This is a genomic window from Leeuwenhoekiella obamensis (assembly GCF_055391795.1).
Window position 1 is genome coordinate 3,702,312 of sequence record NZ_AP029251.1, and the last position, 18,999, is coordinate 3,721,310.

General features: G+C 38.7%; 18 protein-coding genes. 7 read left to right on the forward strand and 11 right to left on the reverse strand.

The features are described 5' to 3' along the window. The first annotated feature begins 5 nt into the window (after positions 1–5). The 3 genes from aroA (at position 6) to rlmN (ending at position 3,650) form a co-directional block, all read left to right on the forward strand. The gene (aroA, locus tag ACZ5L8_RS16265; RefSeq protein ID WP_464438737.1) at positions 6–1,223 is read left to right on the forward strand and encodes a 3-phosphoshikimate 1-carboxyvinyltransferase; all 1,218 of its coding nucleotides are present in this window, start codon (positions 6–8) and stop codon (positions 1,221–1,223) included. Between the two features lie 163 nt (positions 1,224–1,386). Further along, positions 1,387–2,436: a tRNA preQ1(34) S-adenosylmethionine ribosyltransferase-isomerase QueA gene (queA, locus tag ACZ5L8_RS16270; protein ID WP_464438739.1), complete on the forward strand. Its 1,050-nt coding sequence runs from the start codon at positions 1,387–1,389 to the stop codon at positions 2,434–2,436. Positions 2,437–2,609: 173 nt separating this feature from the next. Next, on the forward strand, positions 2,610–3,650 hold the full coding sequence (gene rlmN, locus ACZ5L8_RS16275; RefSeq protein WP_464438740.1) for a dual-specificity RNA methyltransferase RlmN: 1,041 nt from the start codon (positions 2,610–2,612) through the stop codon (positions 3,648–3,650). Here the strand turns inward: rlmN and ACZ5L8_RS16280 are convergent. Beyond that, positions 3,647–5,362 carry a T9SS type A sorting domain-containing protein gene (locus ACZ5L8_RS16280; protein WP_464438741.1) on the reverse strand — a complete coding sequence of 572 codons (1,716 nt, stop codon included), beginning with the start codon at positions 5,360–5,362 and terminating at the stop codon, positions 3,647–3,649. The genes rlmN and ACZ5L8_RS16280 overlap by 4 nt on opposite strands. A gap of 239 nt (positions 5,363–5,601) precedes the next feature. Here ACZ5L8_RS16280 and ACZ5L8_RS16285 point away from each other — a divergent pair, with 239 nt between their 5' ends. From ACZ5L8_RS16285 to ACZ5L8_RS16295, 3 genes are all read left to right on the forward strand, one after another. Next, a complete protein-coding gene (locus tag ACZ5L8_RS16285; protein WP_464438742.1) occupies positions 5,602–6,579 on the forward strand; it encodes a polyprenyl synthetase family protein in 978 nt (325 codons plus the stop codon). A 75-nt stretch (positions 6,580–6,654) separates the two neighbouring features. Next, positions 6,655–8,607 (forward strand): putative porin, encoded by a 1,953-nt coding sequence (locus ACZ5L8_RS16290; protein ID WP_464438743.1) that lies wholly within the window; start codon positions 6,655–6,657, stop codon positions 8,605–8,607. 7 nt (positions 8,608–8,614) lie between these two features. Continuing rightward, positions 8,615–9,268, forward strand: coding sequence for an O-methyltransferase (locus ACZ5L8_RS16295; RefSeq protein ID WP_464438744.1), 654 nt, complete (start codon positions 8,615–8,617; stop codon positions 9,266–9,268). A gap of 124 nt (positions 9,269–9,392) precedes the next feature. On the opposite strand, the gene ACZ5L8_RS16300 is transcribed toward ACZ5L8_RS16295, so the two are convergent. The 10 genes from ACZ5L8_RS16300 to ACZ5L8_RS16345 all read right to left on the reverse strand — a co-directional run bounded on the left by ACZ5L8_RS16300 (position 9,393) and on the right by ACZ5L8_RS16345 (position 18,116). Further along, positions 9,393–9,956: a phosphatase PAP2 family protein gene (locus ACZ5L8_RS16300; RefSeq protein WP_464438745.1), complete on the reverse strand. Its 564-nt coding sequence runs from the start codon at positions 9,954–9,956 to the stop codon at positions 9,393–9,395. Beyond that, a complete protein-coding gene (locus ACZ5L8_RS16305) occupies positions 9,956–10,237 on the reverse strand; it encodes a Sec-independent protein translocase subunit TatA/TatB (protein ID WP_462599598.1) in 282 nt (93 codons plus the stop codon). The genes ACZ5L8_RS16300 and ACZ5L8_RS16305 overlap by 1 nt, the downstream gene beginning before the upstream one ends. Positions 10,238–10,307: 70 nt before the next feature. Next, positions 10,308–12,611 carry a M1 family metallopeptidase gene (locus ACZ5L8_RS16310; RefSeq protein WP_464438747.1) on the reverse strand — a complete coding sequence of 768 codons (2,304 nt, stop codon included), beginning with the start codon at positions 12,609–12,611 and terminating at the stop codon, positions 10,308–10,310. Positions 12,612–12,672: 61 nt separating this feature from the next. Further along, on the reverse strand, positions 12,673–13,179 hold the full coding sequence (locus tag ACZ5L8_RS16315) for a DUF6702 family protein (protein ID WP_464438748.1): 507 nt from the start codon (positions 13,177–13,179) through the stop codon (positions 12,673–12,675). A gap of 54 nt (positions 13,180–13,233) precedes the next feature. Beyond that, on the reverse strand, positions 13,234–14,028 hold the full coding sequence (locus ACZ5L8_RS16320; RefSeq protein WP_464438749.1) for a peptidase associated/transthyretin-like domain-containing protein: 795 nt from the start codon (positions 14,026–14,028) through the stop codon (positions 13,234–13,236). A 112-nt stretch (positions 14,029–14,140) separates the two neighbouring features. Next, entirely contained in the window at positions 14,141–14,911 is a 771-nt protein-coding gene (locus ACZ5L8_RS16325) for a hypothetical protein (protein WP_464438750.1), read from the reverse strand. 98 nt (positions 14,912–15,009) lie between these two features. Beyond that, entirely contained in the window at positions 15,010–16,227 is a 1,218-nt protein-coding gene (locus ACZ5L8_RS16330; RefSeq protein ID WP_464438752.1) for an NRAMP family divalent metal transporter, read from the reverse strand. Between the two features lie 3 nt (positions 16,228–16,230). Next, positions 16,231–16,794 (reverse strand): RNA polymerase sigma factor, encoded by a 564-nt coding sequence (locus ACZ5L8_RS16335; protein ID WP_464438754.1) that lies wholly within the window; start codon positions 16,792–16,794, stop codon positions 16,231–16,233. Next, positions 16,785–17,900, reverse strand: coding sequence for a glycosyltransferase (locus tag ACZ5L8_RS16340; RefSeq protein WP_464438756.1), 1,116 nt, complete (start codon positions 17,898–17,900; stop codon positions 16,785–16,787). Before ACZ5L8_RS16340 ends, ACZ5L8_RS16335 begins: the two co-directional genes overlap by 10 nt. An 18-nt stretch (positions 17,901–17,918) precedes the next feature. Next, positions 17,919–18,116, reverse strand: a complete 198-nt coding sequence (locus ACZ5L8_RS16345; protein WP_462599590.1) for a membrane or secreted protein — start codon at positions 18,114–18,116, stop codon at positions 17,919–17,921. Between the two features lie 204 nt (positions 18,117–18,320). On the opposite strand from ACZ5L8_RS16345, the gene ACZ5L8_RS16350 reads away from it, so the two are divergent. Then, a complete protein-coding gene (locus tag ACZ5L8_RS16350; protein ID WP_464438758.1) occupies positions 18,321–18,968 on the forward strand; it encodes a fasciclin domain-containing protein in 648 nt (215 codons plus the stop codon). Positions 18,969–18,999 lie beyond the last annotated feature (31 nt).

The window sequence follows — 18,999 nt, forward strand, 5'->3', positions numbered from 1 at the left end:
TTCCCTTGGAACTTAAGATTTCTAAATCAACTCCAGAAATAGCTGGTAAAGTAACCATTACCGGTAGTAAGAGTGAGTCTAACCGTTTGTTAATCCTTCAGGCGCTTTTTAATACTATCGATATTAAAAATCTATCTAATAGTGAGGATAGCGATATGATGCAAAAGGCTCTTGCTTCTCAAGAAGAGGTTGTGGATATTCACCACGCCGGGACAGCAATGCGATTTTTAACTTCCTATTTTGCCGTGCAAGAAGGTAGAAAAACCATTCTTACGGGTAGTTCACGTATGCAAGAGCGTCCCATTGGCATTCTCGTAGATGCGTTGCGCGCCATGGGTGCAGATATAGAATATCAAAAGAATGAAGGTTACCCACCACTGGTTATTACCGGTAAGACTTTGGCTGCAGCCAAAGTAAAACTCGCAGCAAACGTGAGCAGCCAGTATATTTCTTCTTTAATGATGATGGGCGGTTACCTACCACAAGGAATTGAGATAGAACTTCAAGGTAAGATCACTTCAGTTCCTTATATCAAAATGACGCAAGCACTGCTTAATCAACTGGGAATTACATGCAGTTTTGAAGGGCAAGTGATCAAAGTTGAACATAGCGAGACGCAATCACAAACTTTTACCGTAGAGTCAGACTGGAGTAGCGCTTCTTACTTTTACAGTCTTTGTGCAATTGCAGAGAAGGCAGATCTAACGCTTACCAGTTACAAGCAAGACAGTCTGCAGGGCGATAGCAGTCTGGTAGAATTTTATAAAGAATTGGGTGTAGAAACTCAGTTTGGAGAAAATTCAATACGACTTACAAAATTAGCTGGCTTTGCGCCAAAAGCTGTAAACTTTGATCTTGCAAACAGTCCAGATATTGCACAAACCATTGCAGTAACTTGTTTTGCAATGGGAATAGGATGTGAATTGAAAGGTCTGCACACGTTAAAGATCAAAGAAACAGATCGTCTTGAGGCGTTAAAGAACGAACTTACAAAACTAGGAGCCCAAATCGAGGTGACAGATAATAGTTTGACATTAGAACCTTCAACCGGTTGTAATGCTAGTGTAAAGATCAAAACGTATCAAGATCACCGTATGGCAATGGCTTTTGCTCCACTTGGACTCAAAGTGCCTATTGCCTTTGAAGATGCTGAGGTGGTTAACAAATCATATCCTGATTTCTGGAAGGATTTTGAAAAGCTAGGCTTTGAGGTGAGTGCGTAATTTTGGCGAAAGCCAAAACACTAAACTTACAAAGTTTGCAAGCGAGTGAGATAAAATTCTGACGATACCATATTTAATGCTCATTTACTTGACAACCCCCCTGTCAAGATTGTATATTTGCACTCTTTTTTGAGAATATTTTAATTAAAAACGAAGCAAGGGAATGAAACTTTCTAATTTTAATTTTGAACTTCCTAAGGAACTTCTGGCAGAATACCCATCAGAACATCGTGATGAGGCGCGCCTTATGGTTCTAGACAGGAAGAATCAAACCATAGAGCACAAAATGTTTAAGGATCTTATTGATTACTTCAATGAGGATGATGTGATGGTGCTTAACAATACTAAGGTATTTCCTGCTCGCCTTTATGGTAATAAAGAAAAGACTGGAGCGCGTATCGAGGTTTTCTTACTTAGAGAATTAAACAGCGAGACGAGACTTTGGGATGTTCTTGTAGATCCTGCAAGAAAAATAAGAATAGGTAACAAGCTTTATTTTGGTGATGATGAGAGCTTGGTAGCAGAAGTTATTGATAACACTACTTCTAGAGGACGTACCCTTAGATTTTTATACGATGGTTCTTACACAGAATTCCGTAAGAAACTTCAAGATCTAGGAGAAACTCCACTGCCTAAGTACATAAAGAGAGAAGTAGAGCCAGAAGATGCAGAGCGTTACCAGACGATCTATGCTAAAGAAGAAGGAGCTGTTGCAGCGCCTACAGCTGGTTTACACTTTAGTAAACACCTGCTTAAGAGACTTGAGATCAAAGGTGTGAACTTTGCAGAGGTTACACTTCACGTTGGTCTAGGAACCTTTAGCCCAGTTGAGGTAGAAGATCTTAGCAAGCACAAGATGGATAGCGAAGAAGCATTTATCCACACAGCTGCGACAAACACGATCAATAAAGCTATCGATGAGAAGCGCAGAGTTTGTGCAGTAGGAACTACTGTAATGCGTGTGCTAGAGAGCGCAGTGAGTAGCGGTAGAACGCTTAATGAATTTGGTGGTTGGACAAACAAGTTTATCTTCCCTCCATACGACTTTAGCATTGCAAACTGCATGGTTACAAACTTCCATACTCCAAAAAGTACCCTATTAATGATGGTTTCTGCATTTGCAGGTCACGACTTTATCATGAAGGCGTATGAAGAAGCAGTAAAAGAGAAGTACAAATTTTACTCTTATGGAGACGCGATGCTTATTATCTAATAAAGCATAGCATTATAATATCAAGTCCCCGGCAATTAGTCGGGGATTTTTTATGGCGTTTATTTCGCTACGCTGCATACCGGGCTTTCCGCTATATCTCGCCACGGGCGAGGATGCCGCTGCAATCCCTAACGCATCACAACGGCATGATTATAAATAGTAACTTTGCACAGATGGCAACAGATAAAAAAGACATACGATCGTTATCAAGAGAAGAACTCAGAGCATATTTTGTCGCTCAAGGCGAAAAGGCTTTTAGAGGAAACCAAGTCTACGAATGGTTATGGAATAAAGGCGCTCACAGCTTTGATGACATGACAAACCTTAGCAAGGATACTCGCGCTTTTCTTGATGAGCATTTTGTGATCAATCATATCAAAGTTGATAAAATGCAACGCAGTAATGACGGTACTATTAAAAATGCCGTGAAATTACACGATGGTCTTATTGTAGAAAGTGTTCTTATCCCAACTTCAAGCAGAACTACGGCTTGTGTCTCATCGCAGGTAGGTTGTAGTCTTAATTGTAGATTTTGCGCAACAGCGCGATTAAAAAGAATGCGTAATCTTAATCCTGATGAGATTTTTGATCAGGTTGTTGCGATTGACCGCCAGAGTAGAATCTATCACGACAGGCCGCTGTCAAACATTGTATTCATGGGTATGGGAGAGCCGCTCATGAATTATAAAAATGTTGTAAAAGCCATCGAAAAGATAACCGCAGATGATGGTCTGGGCATGTCTCCTAGAAGAATTACTGTTTCAACATCTGGTGTGCCTAAGATCATAAAAAAGATGGCAGATGAAGATGTGAAGTTCAATCTAGCTGTTTCGCTGCATAGCGCCCTTGATGATGTGCGTACAGATATCATGCCCTTTAATGAGCAAATGCCTTTGCAAGAATTAAAGGATTCCTTGCAGTATTGGTACGTTAAGACAAAAAAGCGCATCACTTATGAATATGTGATCTGGCGCGGGATTAACGACCAGCATAAAGATATTGATGCATTGATCGATTTCTGTCAAGCTGTGCCTAGCAAAGTAAATCTCATAGAATACAATCCTATAGATGACGGCGAATTTCAACAGGCAGATCCTGCTGTCATTGATATGTATGTAAATAGGCTAGAAGAAAAAGGCATCACCGTTACCGTGCGTAGATCACGTGGTAAAGATATTGATGCCGCATGTGGTCAACTAGCGAATAAATCTTAATCTCTTAGAAGTTTAAAATTTTCTGTTATTCCGTTTGCGGTGATCTTAGCGATATAAACACCTTTAGGGAAGCTTGCTAAACTTACTTCAGCGGTATTTGTAAGATTCTGCTTGCTAGCGATTTCTTGTCCCATTATGTTATAGAGCTGCACACTTTCAATTTCAGAAGGTGCGTTTACTATTAGCTTTTCTTCTTTAGCATTATAATATCTAGTGATCGCATTGCTCGTAGGATTCTTGGTGCTAAGCGTTCTGCTAATGCTATATTCAAAGATCACAAGTATACCAGAATTTGCCGGTGATAATTTGTTGATGCCTAAGAAATATTCTCCTGTGGTGCTTGGTGTAAATTCTACATTGTCTGTGCGTATGGCTTTGGTGTATATTTCGTTAAGCGAACCATAAGTTACAGCGACTCCAGTGTTGGAGTGCAGAGTTTTGATCTTGCTGGCACTATTTGGCGCATCAGCCATAAAAATATCTATACTCTCATTTGCATTAGATCTTGCTGTATTGGTAACGTTATACGCTACATCAATGGCATAAGTCACGCCTGCATTAAGCATTAATCCTGGCGAGTATAAGAAATCATTAGAGTCTTGTTCTGCAGGAGCGCTAGCGATATAATAGACTTCGTTGTCTGGGTCGTTATCATCAAAATCTGCTGAGTCAACGATCCAGTAGCTGCCATCGCCATCCTCATCAACTTGGGTGTGACAAACCTGAATTGCCTTTTCATCAGAGAAATTAAAGGCGTATGTTTCATCATCAGGACAATCGTAGGCTTCCTCAGTAAGCTCAAATTGAAACCCACTAGAAGTCCAATAATCATCAAAAACGATAAAATATTCTTCTCCTTCTTCTATTTTAAAAGAGGCTTTTGCTCTTGTTCCAGAACTAGTGTCATCATTAAAGGTTAAACAAGTTAGCGCGTCGCAGCTTCCTTTTAAAATACTTACGCGGGTGTCAATAGCAGGATTAGAAGGAATCGCAGTATTTACCGTCGCAGAGCCGCTTATAGTGGCTACGTATTTAAACCATGCCGCTCCGGCAGCTTTCTTAGCAGAAAAACAAGCATCTTCTGGGGCGTAACCCATATTTATAGGTTCTACATCATGCGTTCCGGCAGTAACTGTAGCTGCAGTTGAGCATTGATCTTGAGCGATCAAACTTGTGTTTGAAGTTTGAGTTAATTTAAAATTATCAATACCTGCATACCAGCTCCATTGTCCATTATCATCATAGGTGAATCGTACCTGGAAGTCAGCGTTTGCAAATTCTGTTACTTCGCGTTGAAAGGTAAATGGATATCTTTTTTGACCAGATTCTAGATAAAGAATAGACTGCCACTCAGTACCATCATAAACTTCAATGGTAACACTCTCGCCGCCATCTATACCAGAGAATCCCACTTCTACAGAAAGTGAAACCGGACTTACTCCTGAAATGTCATATTTCTTTGTGAGAATTGATACGTTGCTGGGTTGAGAGTATTCGCCGCAATTGTCATCGTCATAGAGCAAAGCTACAGATGCAAAATCGGGGCCGTTAGGGGTAGATTTTGTAAACGTATTCCATTCGCAGGTTCCCGAATTTATTGTGGTTGTCCAACCTTCTGGTAGTTTAGAGTCATTAAAATTTTCATCAGCTATTTGCGCTGATAGCGAAACGCAGAAAAATAGTAAAAAAGCAGAGAGTAATAGTTTATGCATAATCTATATTGATAAGAACGATCTAAAATATAGCTTTTTAGATTTCAAATAGTTAGTAGCCTATTTTTTCGACGAACTTTTCGAAGAATTACCATTTTTAACAAGTTAAATGTAACATGCACACTTCTTTTTATGGGATACCGTAAAATGGTCAAATTTTGTATTTAACTTCTTTTCGTAGTAATACATCACCTCTACATTGAGCTAATCCTAGATTTTGCTATATATTTATCGCCCACATGAAAATAGTTGAGCAGATAAAACAGCCCATTTCTTATGAAATGGAGATCTTCGAGAAAAAGTTTTCGCTTTCAATGCGGTCTAAAGTGCCGTTACTCAACCGTATCACACATTATATTGTAAACCGTAAAGGGAAGCAAATGCGTCCCATGTTCGTTTTTTTGGTTGCAAAAATGATGGGCAAAGAAGTGCTTAACGATCGTACGTACAGAGGAGCTTCGGTGATAGAATTGATACATACCGCAACTCTGGTGCACGACGATGTGGTAGACGAGAGCTATCGCAGACGCGGGTTCTTTTCGCTTAATGCGTTATGGAAAAATAAGATCGCGGTGCTTGTGGGAGATTATTTGCTGTCGCGCGGATTGTTGCTTTCTATAGATAATGAAGATTTTGATCTGTTGCGTATTATTTCTGTCGCTGTACGCGAAATGAGCGAAGGCGAGTTGTTGCAGATCGAGAAAGCCAGAAAGCTAGACATCACTGAAGAAGTCTATTTTGAGATCATCAGGCAAAAGACGGCTACACTTATCGCAGCCTGTTGTGCGATGGGAGCTGCGGCTGTGCATGCAGATAAAGTTGATATCGAGAAGATGCGGAAATTTGGTGAATTAATAGGTTTAGCATTTCAAATCAAAGACGACCTTTTTGACTACGGAAGCGAGAAAATAGGCAAGCCTACAGGTATTGATATCAAAGAGCAAAAGATGACTTTACCGCTCATTTATGCGATAAACACCGCAACACCGGCAGAAAATAAATGGCTGATCAATTCGGTTAAAAATCACAACAAAGACAAGAAGCGCGTTAAAGAAGTGATCGCAAAAGTTAAAGAGTTAGGCGGTCTTGAATATGCAGTAAACAAGATGAAAGAACTGCAACAAGAAGCGCTAGACATTCTTAATACCTATCCCGACTCAAAATATAAAGAGAGTCTCACACTCATGGTAAATTATGTGATAGATCGTAAAAAGTAGAACTATCATATTTAATACACTTTAATGCGGTAGTGGTCGTTAAGATTATGCGCAATAAATTTATCTTTGCGGCCTATGAGTTACCATAAACGTATTTATTTTCTTTTTTGCTTATTGGTAATGTTTTCTTTTGTGGGTCACGCCCAAAGAAAATTATCAGGAGGAGCTCGTGGTCAAGGAGGACCAGAAGAACGTGAGTTTAGCAAACCGAACAAACGCGAGCGACCGCCTATTGACCTCTACAAGATCATTTCGTATAAAAATGATACGACAGTTGTAGATACTTCGCTTACCGTCAATAAATTCTACAAATACAATTATTTAAGACGCGATAGATTTGACCTTTTGCCGTTTAACAACACGGGTCAAACGCATAATACACTGCTTTACCATTTTGACAATACATCAGTGAAGCCACTTTTTGGCGCCCGAGCCAAACATTTTAATTACATGGAAGTGGAGGATACGTATTATTACAGAGTTCCCACACCATTGACAGAGATGTATTACAAAAGTGTTTTTGAACAAGGGCAAACGCTTGATGCATTTTTCACTATGAACACTTCAGAGCGTTTTAATTTCTCGATCGCTTATAAAGGATTGCGAAGTCTAGGTAAATATCAAAACATATTGACGAGTACAGGTAACTTTAGATTCACGTTTAATTCTAGGTCTAAAAATGATCGCTACCAGATCAAAGCGCATTATGTTGCTCAGGATATTTTAAACAATGAGAACGGCGGTTTGCAGCCCACGGCTTTAGAGAATTTTAGAAGTAACAATGAGGAGTTTGATGATCGCTCTCGCCTTAATGTGAATTTTCAAAACGCGAATAACATCTTAGATGGTCAACGTTTTTATATTGATCACACGTATGATCTAATTAAGCAAACAGATTCTGCAAGCAACAGAATACAAGTGGGCCATCAACTTGTATTTAAAGATAAATTCTACACCTATACGCAAACAACGCCTTCTAATGTTTTAGGCGAATCTTTTGTAACTGGGCAGATCAACGACCGTACAGATCTTGAAGATCTAAACAATACGCTTTATGTAAACTATGCTAACAAAACACTGGGAAGTTTACGCTTAAGCGCTGGCCATAGTCATTATGATTATGGTTATAATCGCGTGATCATACAAGATGATGGTAAGCGAATTCCGAATCGCTTGCAAGGTGATATTATAGAAGTAGGAGCGGGGTATTTTAATCGCATTGGCGGCTTCACGTTAGAGGGTGATGCAAAGGCAAATATCACGGGAGATTTTGATGGTTATGATTTTAATGGTGCGGCATCTTTCAGGCTTAAGGAGCTCTTTGACGTTAAGGCCGGTATTCATTCTAACAGTAGTTTGCCTAATTACAATCACCTGCTTTTTCAGAGCAGTTATGTAAACTATAACTGGTATAATCTTGACGATTATAAGAACGTTAAGACAAATACGCTTTCTTTTGACTTAAAGTCAAAAAAACTCCTAAACATCAATGCAAACCTTACTGCGATCTCAGACTATGCATATTTTGGGCTTGACCCAGCAGATAATATGGTAAAGTCTATGCAAACGGGAGACCTGGTGAATTACCTGAATGTTAAGGTGAACAAGGAATTTAAAGTGGGCAAATTTGCACTGAATAATACCATAGCGTATCAAAAAGTGTTTAACGGTCAGGACTTCTTGAAGACACCAGAGTTGATCACGCGCAACACATTATACTACACAGATGAATGGTTTGATAAAGCGTTATTTATACAAACTGGGGTGAATTTTAAATACTTCACAAAGTATAATTTAAATGGTTATGATCCTGTGCTTTCTGAGTTTTATGTGCAGAATGATGAAGAATTGGGTGAGTTTCCGCTTATAGATGTTTTCTTTAATATGAAGGTGCGTCAAACGCGTATTTTCTTTATTGCAGAGCATGTAAATTCACCATTTACCGGCAATGATTTCTTCAGTGCGCCGGGTTATCCATATCGTGATTTTAATTTTAGATTTGGTGTAGTGTGGAATTTCTTTTTATAAAATCACCATGTTTTTTTTACCGCAAGAAATAGACGATTATACAGTTGCTCACTCGCAACAAGAACCAGAATTGCTGCAGCAGTTAAGACGTGAAACCTTTCAGAAGGTTTTGCAGCCGCGCATGTTGAGCGGTCCTTATCAAGGTAGGGTTTTGAGCATTTTGTCTAAGATCATTTCCCCTAAGGTTATTCTTGAAATTGGCACTTATACTGGCTATTCTGCGCTTTGTCTTGCAGAGGGCTTAAAGCAAGATGGTATTTTACATACCATTGATGTAAATGAGGAGCTAGAGGATTTTCAGAGAATGTATTTTGATCGTTCGCCTTACGGCCAAAGGATTAAACAACATCTAGGTAATGCGCTTGAGGTTATACCAGAACTAGAGGAGAATTTTGATCTGGTTTTTATCGATGCAGATAAACCTAACTACCCGAAGTATTTTGACCTCATTGTAGATCGGCTCAATCCTGGCGGAATAATTCTATCTGATAATGTATTGTGGAGTGGTAAAGTTGTGCAAGAGGTTAAGAAGGACGATATAAGTACAAATGCACTTCTTGAGTATAACAGGTTACTTGCTCACGATCCGCGCTTAGAAACCGTTTTATTACCCATTAGAGACGGACTAACAATAAGCCGAAAAAAAGAAAACCCTGCTTGAAAAAGCAGGGTTTGTCAAAATTAACACTAAACTGTTACTGACATATCTTTCTCTAGTGAACTAAACTGAAAAAGACATTTCCCATAAATGACTATTAGATTATTACTAATCTGAAATGAAGATATTAAATATAATTTAATTTATGGCAAGTTTTTTTATAAAAGTAATAGAATAGGCAGGCGCAGAGAAGTCCTACTATAGCGCCTATAAAAAGGTCTAACGGGTAATGTACACCCACAAATATTCTGCTTAAAGCAAAAAGTACTGGCCAGATGTAAAACACATAAGCCCACTTGTATTTTTTTCTAAGAACAAGAACTACAAAAGTGGTCACAGCAAACGAGCTTGCTGCGTGCCCAGAGAAAAATGAAAAGTTATTCGGTTTTTGTAATACACGTATTAGATCTTCTAGAAGAGGTTCGTTGTTAGGTCTAAGTCTTGCAACCTGATTTTTTACTAGTTGCGTGAGCGTAACAACAAAGGCAAGATTAATAAGTGTAAAAAGTATCGCGAGTATGGCTTTTTTCCATGGAAATGTAAAAATAAAAAGCCCGAAAAATAAAAGATAAAGCGGTATCCAGTGATTGATCTGTGTTATGAATAGCCAGAAACCATCATAATCTTCAATACCTAGGTTGTTAAGGTATATAAATAGTTTTCTGTCCCATTCGGCCAGCTGCTCCCACATTAAAACTTACGTTTTACAGAGCCAGTGATATCATCAAAACCTTTTTTAGCATCGTCAATCTCTTTTTTGACGTCATCTGCTATACTGGTATCAATCCCCTGCTTTTCTGCAGTTTTTGTGATCTCACTTTTAATCTCGTTTGTGGCGTTGCGCAAAGTCTTCATGCCTTTACCAAGCCCTCTTGCAATATCAGGAACTTTATCTGCACCAAAGACCATGATCACAATAAAGATCACAAATGCTATTTCAGTTCCGCTAATAAATAAAGGTATCGTCATCATCACACACAAAGATATAGGAAAAAAGAAAAGCCGGCTAAAACGAGCCGGCTTTTATTACAAATTAACGTTGTTAATCTCTTGTTGATTCTTTGAACTTGTCAAACTGGCTTTCTTCTTTTTGTTTTGGCCATGAGTTGTTTGATAGGTCAACGTCTGCTGTTTCAAGATTAGGATCTACTGTGATCTTAGTGATCTCTTTATCTGTAGCAATAACTTTTTCTACTTGAGCATCGTTCTTTCTCCAGATCTGTACTGGGTATTTTACAGTTTCAGAAGTTCCATCTGCATAAGTATATTCCACGATAAGTGGCATAGGGATACCTCCTGGTTTTTCAAAAGTAACTGCGTAGAAGTGTTTAGGAGCTTTAAGTTTAGCTCTTTCTTCTGCAGAGAAGTTGTCCATTAAGAACTGATTTAATTTAGGCGCGTTCTCTTCTGTAGTTTTTTGCTTCATATCTGCATTAAACTCTTCGCTGCTTTCTTCAACTACATAAAGAGCATCTATAGACTCTGGCGTATAGCCATATCTTGCTAATAGCGCTTTACCTTGCTCAGTAGGTTGATCTGTGATGTAATATGATTTTACATCTTCTACACCTATATCAACCCAATCTGTAGTGTAAAACCATCCTCTCCAGAACCAGTCTAGATCTACTGCAGATGCATCTTCCATAGTGCGGAAGAAATCTTCTGGAGTTGGGTGTTTAAACATCCATCTTTGAGAATATGTCTTAAATGAGTAGTCAAATAGATCACGACCCATTACAGTTTCTCTTAAGATGTTTAATGCAGTTGCTGGCTTGCCATATGCATTGTTTCCTAATTGATAAACGTTTTCTGGGTTAGACATGATAGGAGAAATGTAATCTTGCTCTCCACCCATGTAGTTTGTGATCTTAGATGGCTCACCTCTTCTTGAAGGATATTTTGTGTTAGGAGCGATAGCTTCTGGATATTTTTCACCAAAATCTTGCTCAGCTACATACTGTACAAAGGTGTTGATACCTTCGTCCATCCATCCCCATTGACGCTCATCACTGTTTACGATCATCGGGAAGAAATTGTGTCCTACTTCGTGGATAATCACACTTATCATTCCGTATTTTGTAGCGTCAGAATAGTTGCCATCAGCATCAGGACGACCGTAGTTCCAGCAGATCATTGGGTATTCCATACCTTGATTCTTACCGTGTACAGAGATCGCTTTAGGATAAGGGTAATCAAAAGTCATTCTAGAATATGAATGAAGTGTTTGTACAACTGCTTTAGTAGAATATTCTTCCCAAAGTGGGTTACCTTCTTTAGGATAAATAGAGATCGCCATTACATCACCCTGAGGGAATTTAACAGCTTGTGCATCCATGATGTACTTTCTTGAAGAAGTAAACGCAAAGTCTCTTACGTTTTTCGCTCTAAGCTTATATGTTTTTTTCTTTTCGCTAAAACCTTTCTCGATTTGTTCTGCTTCTGCCTGAGTTCTAATGATCACAGGTTTGTCATAAGATTTTGTAGCTTGTTCCCAACGCTTGTATTCTTCCTTAGAATATACTTCTTTACGGTTGATAAGCTCACCAGTACCATCTAGCAGGTGATCTGCAGGTACAGTAATGTCTACATCAAAATCGCCAAAAGCAAGCGCGAATTCACCGCTTCCCCAAAACTGGTAGTTTTGCCACCCTTCTACATCATTGTAAACACACATACGTGGGTAGAATTGTGCGATCACATAGTTGTTGTTTCCGTCAGGAAAAGGCTCATATCCAGATCTTGCTCTGTCAACAGTGTGATCTGGCACGTTATAGTTCCATTTAATGCTAAATTCATAAGAATCGCCTGCTTCTAATGGTTCTGCCATCTCGATACGCATCATTGTATAGTTAATAGTATACTTAAGCGCTTTACCATCTGCAGCCACAGATTGAATATTGAATCCGCCATCAAAAGGCTCACCCATATATTCTGCAACAAAAGATTGTGGAGGCATTACAGGAGACATACCGTCACCATCGCGTTGTGCAGCAGGAGAATCTTTTTTTCTTACATTTTGATCTAGTTGAACCCATAGATATTCTAGATCATCTTGAGAGTTGTTATGATAAGTGATCGTCTCTTCACCAGTGATGATCTGCTCTTTATCATTAAGCTCAATTTGCATTTTGTAATCTGCCGTGTTCTGATAGTAAGCAGGACCAGGAGCACCAGAAGCTGTACGGAACATATTTGGCGTAGCCCACTGATCATAAAGCTGTCTAAATTTATTTGTATTTGTGTGACCAGGCTTGCGTTCTGGTTGAGTGGTTTCTCCCTCTTGAGCAAAGGCTGTGGCGCCTATTAGCACAAAAAGAAAAAAGAATGAAAGCTTAATACTTTTCATGGGGATGTTAATTAAATTTTAAGAATTAGATAAAAGTAGAAATTTGCTAGGGTTAGCGTATTTATTGATCAAAATTTAACATTGCTTTATCATTTTCTGAGTACAGCATAAAACTTTTATGTGTATCGCCAACCTTAACATGAACTACATTTTTTTGTTCTGAGAAAACTTCCATTAGCATGGGGTTTTCTACAGCAATGCTTTTTGGTTTCTCAATATTCTCTATTTCGAGATAAAAAACCAGATAATCTAGATCAGTTTCATAGCCTAGATAATTAAATGCTTTTTCTTCACCATTTACAAAAACATGTAAGCGATGTTTAAAATATTGCTCTAAATATTCGTTGAGTTTTTCCTTAGGATATTTTGAGCCGTCTACCTGAATTTTACTGTCATAGCGCTCTTGCAAAACTTGCTCAATATCATCATAAAATATGCGAGAAATGATCTCAATAGACTTGTGCTCTTCATTATAGCTCAACTCTGTAATGCTAACGTAGTATTTATGTAAAGTGGTCGCTGCAATTAAAGGAAAAGCAACAACAAGAAGTAAAAGATATTTTTTCATAAAATGTAAGAATAACAAAGGTAATCAATCAAGGAACAAAGTCTATTCCAAAGTTTACTCTTCTTCGCGCTTCCTTAGTTTTAGGTATTCTACAGACTTCTCCTCAAGCAATTCAATTAGCCAAAGAAGGTTTTTGCGAGAAGCCATCGCAAGCGCTTCATCATTATCTTCATAAACATAATGTGCAAAATCATCCACCAGCAAAATAGGTATGTTCAATTTGCGAGTGTAGATGCTGTCTTCAAAAATGTTGCGAGCCTCTTGTACTTTTCGCTCCATGCGCGATAATGCAAGCTGTTTTTTAAGGCGTTTAGTTTTTCCGGTAATGGCATTCACGATCGGGTCAATGGGTACAATACCGCCGCCAGTATGTGTTGCGGTGTACAATCTGCGCTCTTCCGCTGTGGGGATCGGGTTGTGATTTACCGGCAATCCTGCGGCTTCAGGATCAAAAGGCTTTTTTGTGTCAACGCTACTTACATCTTCGCCTAAACGGCCCGTAAGATCAATATTACTAATATCTACTTCCTCAAGATCGTTTACCTCTTCTTCAAGGTAAAAGGAGATATACTTTCGTGAAAATAAATCTTCTGTGATCGCGATGGTCTTATCCTTAAATTGAAGGGCTGAGACATAAAGTGTGTCATTCACCTGCACCGGAATGGCAAAAATACCAGCTTCATTTGTGATGGTTCCTTTTTGCGAAGTGAGGTTGAGAACGTGAAGGTATTCTGTCTCGATACTGTCGTTAAGCACTTTACCGCGCAAGATTACAGTTTCTTGAGCAGTTGTTGTTTGCGCAACAAGCGAAAAAAGAAGAATAAAAAATAACCCTTTGAAGAAGGTCATGTGATGATTTTTGATTGATTTATGAGTGGCTAAAATAACACTCTTCAACCGATAATCATATTCTGATATATTTTCAGAATAGCAGATGTGCTCAAGAAAAGGATCTTGAGGTTTATTGTGCTTTAAATTCTCTGCTTTGCTCAATCAAAAATGAAATTAATTCTAACTCGTTGCCAGGTTTTAGTTTTTCTCTGTCTAGGCCGTTTTGTAACGTGAACTCAATAAATGCTTCTACGTTAGCTGGCTCTATGTGCAATGTCTTGCTAAAAAACTCATCGTTGTACATCGCTTTTATTTCCGCGGAAGCGTTAATCTTAAAATCCTCGTCAATAGTTTTTTTCTTGCCAACGATCGCCCTGAAAATATTCACAAAATTTAAGCCATAGTCTAACCACTCGTCGTCCATGGCAATATTTTCTGCTGGGCTGTACCTGTCGTAAGTACGATCTTCCATAACGATTGTTGCAGTATTGATCTCTGGAACTACAGGTTTTTGTGTGGGAATAACATTTACATCTGCATTTACATTACCAGATAGATCATAAGGTCGCACAATTATTTCTCCAAGCTTAGTAATGGTGTCTGTAAGCGTTATGGTAATTGATTTTTTCTCGATGATGCCATAATCTATAAGAATACGCACGCGCGAAAATTGTAGCGATTGCAAAACGAGTTCATCATTAATTCCTGCCGTGATCTGAAATTTTCCATCTTCATTGCTTATGGTCGCTTTACCTGTGCTGGTGTTCATAACCACGATGCCTTCAGGGCTTTCATTCTCTGGGGCAATGATCTCTCCTTTAATTAAATGCCTGGCAAAATCTTGCGCATTGCTTACTAATGCGATTGAAAATAAAAGTAGAAAAAGTATAGATCGTTTCATGGCAGGCAGTTTTGAAGATTCACCTTATGAAATTACTAAGAACCTTTGCTATAACTGGATTTGTGGCCGTAAAACTTTTGTTAAATAACTCGGTACGGTTAAAGGATAGAAATGAGATACCAAAGGCTAAAACCTACGAGCAATGCAATACCGGCTACGCTAAGGATCTTCATCGCAAGACTAGGCCTAGATTCTTGTGGCACGTTCTTGCCATTCATCACCATAAAATTCATCAGGGCATAAAAAGGTGCAGTAAGAAAAGAAAGTATGGTTGCGATCTCTACTAGTTTGCCCATTTCGTTGATCAAGAAAAACAAGATCATGCAGGTACCTAGCATCAATAAAATGATCCAGAACAGATAGCCAAACTTATAATTCTTACCCGTAAGAAGACTCCAAGCTTTGTTCATCGCGCGAGGCGAAGCGTCAAGCGTTGTAAGCGTAGTGCTAAACATCGTGGTTAACGCGGCAAGGCCGATGATTATAAAAGCCCATTCGCCTAGATTACCCGTGTACATCTCAATAAGTTGTTGCGCAAAAACCGTCCCCGATGGTGAAAAAGTGGTACCGCTGCCAAACATCACAATAGCTCCCAGACCAATAAAACAAAGTCCGATGATGATCGTGCCAGCATATCCTACATTAAAATCAAGAATTGCGTCATCATCATTAATCGCCTCTTTTTTATTTTTTTCAAGAGCCCAGAGAGAATGCCAAATCGAGATATCAATAGGCGCCGGCATCCAACCCATAAACGCGATTAAGAATGCAATTCCTGTGGCATCACTAGGTATTATTTGCGCTAGTTCTATTGTTTCGCTTTCGCGGAAAAAAGCCACACACAATGCAATTATAGTGCTGATGGTAAGTGTGATTATGATGAATTTCATCAATTTGTCTAGCAAATTGTATTGACCGATGATGAGAATACCCGCAGAAACACCAGTGATGATCAAACTCCAGGTTGCGATATCGATTTCAAACCCGAATAAATATCCCGCAATACCTGCTGTTACGATAGTCACCGCTGTTTGAATGGTGAACATCGTGAGAAGGTTAAGCACAAAGTAGGTGATAAGTGCGCCTTTGCCAATACGCAAATATCCTTCCAGAAGACTTTCTTTGGCTACAGCCGCATAACGAGGACCGTATTGAAAGAAAGGATATTTAATTAAATGAATGAGAAATAAAGCCCAAACTAAGCCCATCCCAAAATCTGCTCCCGCACGGGTAGATTGCACTAAATGCGAAACGCCAATCGCCGCACCGGCAAATAACAAACCGGGACCTAGCTTTTTAAAACTTAAGCGGGTCATGCGTTACTGCTCATTTTGAATAAGGTCTGCCAGGAGTCTGCGGGCTCTGAGTAATTTTACTTTTACATTATTCATAGGTTCATCAAGGTCTTGGGCCATTTCTTTATAACTCATTTCCTGAAAATACCTCAAATTGATCATTTTTTGATAATCTGGTTTGAGTTTATGAATGTAATCTAAAAGTTCGGTAAGATTTTGCTCTTTGATCAACGCGTCTTCTGGACTTGGGTTTTCATCTGGCACGCGTTTGAGATGATCGTATTTTGTTTTTAACTGCTGACGCTCTAGGCTGTTTTGTTTTCTGACTTGATCAATATGTAGATTCTTTGCGATGGTAAGCAACCAGGTGCTAAATCTATAATTTCTATCAAAAGAGTCTAGCTTGTCAAAAGCCCTCGCAAAAGTCTGTATAGTTATCTCTTCTGCAGTAAACGCATCGGCAGATTTCTGAAGCAGGAAATTGTAGACCATGCTCCAATGTGTGTTAAGTAAATAATTGAAGGCGACCTGATTTCCTCTTTGAGCAAGCTCAATTTTAGAAAGTAGGATATTGTCGTCTATTTCCAATGCTTTGGTTTTGCGATAAGGTTATGTATAAAGATACTTAATTGGAAGTACACAAGACAAACTTCAAGAACAGGAAAAAATGGATAAATGTCTTTTTCCTTAAGCTTTATCGAAACTCCCACCATCGCCAGCGCTGCAACTAAATAACGCACCGCAACTAGTGTTATAAAAATGTATGAAGATGGATTAAATATGAGAAATAAGATGGTAAATAGAATGAAAAACAACTGACTAAAATAAAATAGCCCCAAAGCAAATTGATGACGCTTCTTATAAAGATGCGCTGTAGAAATATGCCTTCTTTTCTGTCTGTACCAAGTTTTAAAAGAAATCTTCGGTTTTGAATATGTAAACGCTTCTGGATCGATGCATAATGCTGTGTTGTTAGATGTGGCAGCTGCATTTATAAAAAGATCGTCATCGCCACTCTTGATCTTGATATGTTCTACAAATCCCTTGTTTTTGTAAAAAAGCTGTGCGGTATAAGCTAGATTGCGGCCCGTACCCATATAAGGGCTGCCATTTGTCGCGTAGCCATAATACTGCAAAGCTGTCATCACGGTCTCATAACGAATGATCTTATTAAGAAAAGAATTCTTGATCTTATCATAAGCGCCATAACCTAGAATGATCTCATTTTCTGCTGAGAAATTCTGAGCTATCGTTCTTAGCCATTGTGATGAAGCCGGGCGACAATCTGCATCTGTAAAAACCAGATGTTCATTTTTTGCACGCTTTATTCCTAGTGTGAGCGCGTATTTTTTGCTTCCCCAGAAGGTTTCATTAGGAGCCACATCTGCGATCTGTATTCTGTGGTCTTTTGCGGCAAACTCTTCCATGACCTCTAGCGTGTCATCCCAACTACCGTCGTTAATCAGAATAAGTTCAAAATTAGGATGGTTTTGATTCAGCCATAACGGGATGTGCTGTCTCAAATTCTCGGCTTCGTTCTTAGCGCAAACTATAAGAGAAACTGCAGGCGCAGGAGATTCTGTTTTTTTGGCTTTCGCCGAAAGGCAAAACGGCAACAAATACAGGTAATACGCAATGTTGATAAATGCGATTACGGCAAAACAGTAAATAAGTAACTGGTAAAGTTCTGGCAATCGCGAGAGGATTGAGGGTTAGTTTTTAGTATCGCAATCACCTATTTCATCAGGCATTTTGCCACACATGCTGCAAGGCTCTCCTTCTTTATTTAAAAAAGGACTTTGGCTAGCGCAAGTTCCTGCAAACTTACCGTCTTTCTTCGCCCAAATTTTGATAGCGATACCTGCAAAAGACAGTGCAAGAAGTACTAAAACAATAAGTAACAATTTCATCTCTCGTGTGATTTAAAAAAGTACGGCAAAGATACGAATACACAAGGCATTAGTCAATGCTTTTAGGTTTGTTTTTGGTTGCCTCTTAGTGCATTTTTCTGGTTGTGAATAGTTTAACAAACATTATCAATTCATTATGGTAGGTCGGTGAGTTATATGGATACATTTGGTCTTTAAGTTTTAATCAAAAAAAAGAATATCACAATGAAAACTATAAAAACACTAACTGTACTTACAATGGCTGGTATGTTTACCATAGCTTGTAAGAATGAAAAGAAAGACGATATACAATTAGAAGATCACTCAACCGAGATGGCAGCTGAAACGGCTAAGACTTCTGAAACAATGGCAAATGAAACCGCCATGAGAGCTAAGATAGATGAAGAAGCTAAGATGGCTAGAGAGAATAGTATCTCTGGACTTGCCAGCAGCAATGCAGAGCTTAGTACATTGTCTGCGTCTTTAAAAACTGCAGAATTAGACAGCATGTTAATGAAGCCAGGAACTTACACGGTTTTTGCTCCATCTAACCACGCTTTTGAAAAACTGCCAGAGAAAACAAGAGAGAAATTAATGTTGCCAGAAAATAAATCTGAACTGACTAATTTACTGCAATATCACGTGGTTGCTGGTGTGATCACATCAGATAAATTAGACTCTGCTATTAAAAGTAATGGTGGTAAATATTCTTTTAAAACCGTGCAAGGTGAAGAATTAACTGCAATGAATGATGGCGATCAAATCGTGATCAAAGATGCAAAGGGTAATAAAGCTCAAGTTATAAAAGGTAATGTCGAAGCCTCTAATGGTATCGTTTACATTATTGATGACGTATTAATGTCAAAAAGGTAATTCTAGATTGCTTTTTATTTAATCTGTCCGC

Coding starts and splice junctions, on each gene's coding strand:
- queA (WP_464438739.1), top strand. CDS start 1,387: ATGAAACTTTCTAATTTTAATTTTGAACTTCCTAAGGAACTTCTGGCA.
- rlmN (WP_464438740.1), top strand. CDS start 2,610: ATGGCAACAGATAAAAAAGACATACGATCGTTATCAAGAGAAGAACTC.
- ACZ5L8_RS16280 (WP_464438741.1), bottom strand. CDS start 5,362: ATGCATAAACTATTACTCTCTGCTTTTTTACTATTTTTCTGCGTTTCG.
- ACZ5L8_RS16285 (WP_464438742.1), top strand. CDS start 5,602: ATGAAAATAGTTGAGCAGATAAAACAGCCCATTTCTTATGAAATGGAG.
- ACZ5L8_RS16290 (WP_464438743.1), top strand. CDS start 6,655: ATGAGTTACCATAAACGTATTTATTTTCTTTTTTGCTTATTGGTAATG.
- ACZ5L8_RS16295 (WP_464438744.1), top strand. CDS start 8,615: ATGTTTTTTTTACCGCAAGAAATAGACGATTATACAGTTGCTCACTCG.
- ACZ5L8_RS16300 (WP_464438745.1), bottom strand. CDS start 9,956: ATGTGGGAGCAGCTGGCCGAATGGGACAGAAAACTATTTATATACCTT.
- ACZ5L8_RS16305 (WP_462599598.1), bottom strand. CDS start 10,237: ATGATGACGATACCTTTATTTATTAGCGGAACTGAAATAGCATTTGTG.
- ACZ5L8_RS16310 (WP_464438747.1), bottom strand. CDS start 12,611: ATGAAAAGTATTAAGCTTTCATTCTTTTTTCTTTTTGTGCTAATAGGC.
- ACZ5L8_RS16315 (WP_464438748.1), bottom strand. CDS start 13,179: ATGAAAAAATATCTTTTACTTCTTGTTGTTGCTTTTCCTTTAATTGCA.
- ACZ5L8_RS16320 (WP_464438749.1), bottom strand. CDS start 14,028: ATGACCTTCTTCAAAGGGTTATTTTTTATTCTTCTTTTTTCGCTTGTT.
- ACZ5L8_RS16325 (WP_464438750.1), bottom strand. CDS start 14,911: ATGAAACGATCTATACTTTTTCTACTTTTATTTTCAATCGCATTAGTA.
- ACZ5L8_RS16330 (WP_464438752.1), bottom strand. CDS start 16,227: ATGACCCGCTTAAGTTTTAAAAAGCTAGGTCCCGGTTTGTTATTTGCC.
- ACZ5L8_RS16345 (WP_462599590.1), bottom strand. CDS start 18,116: ATGAAATTGTTACTTATTGTTTTAGTACTTCTTGCACTGTCTTTTGCA.
- ACZ5L8_RS16350 (WP_464438758.1), top strand. CDS start 18,321: ATGAAAACTATAAAAACACTAACTGTACTTACAATGGCTGGTATGTTT.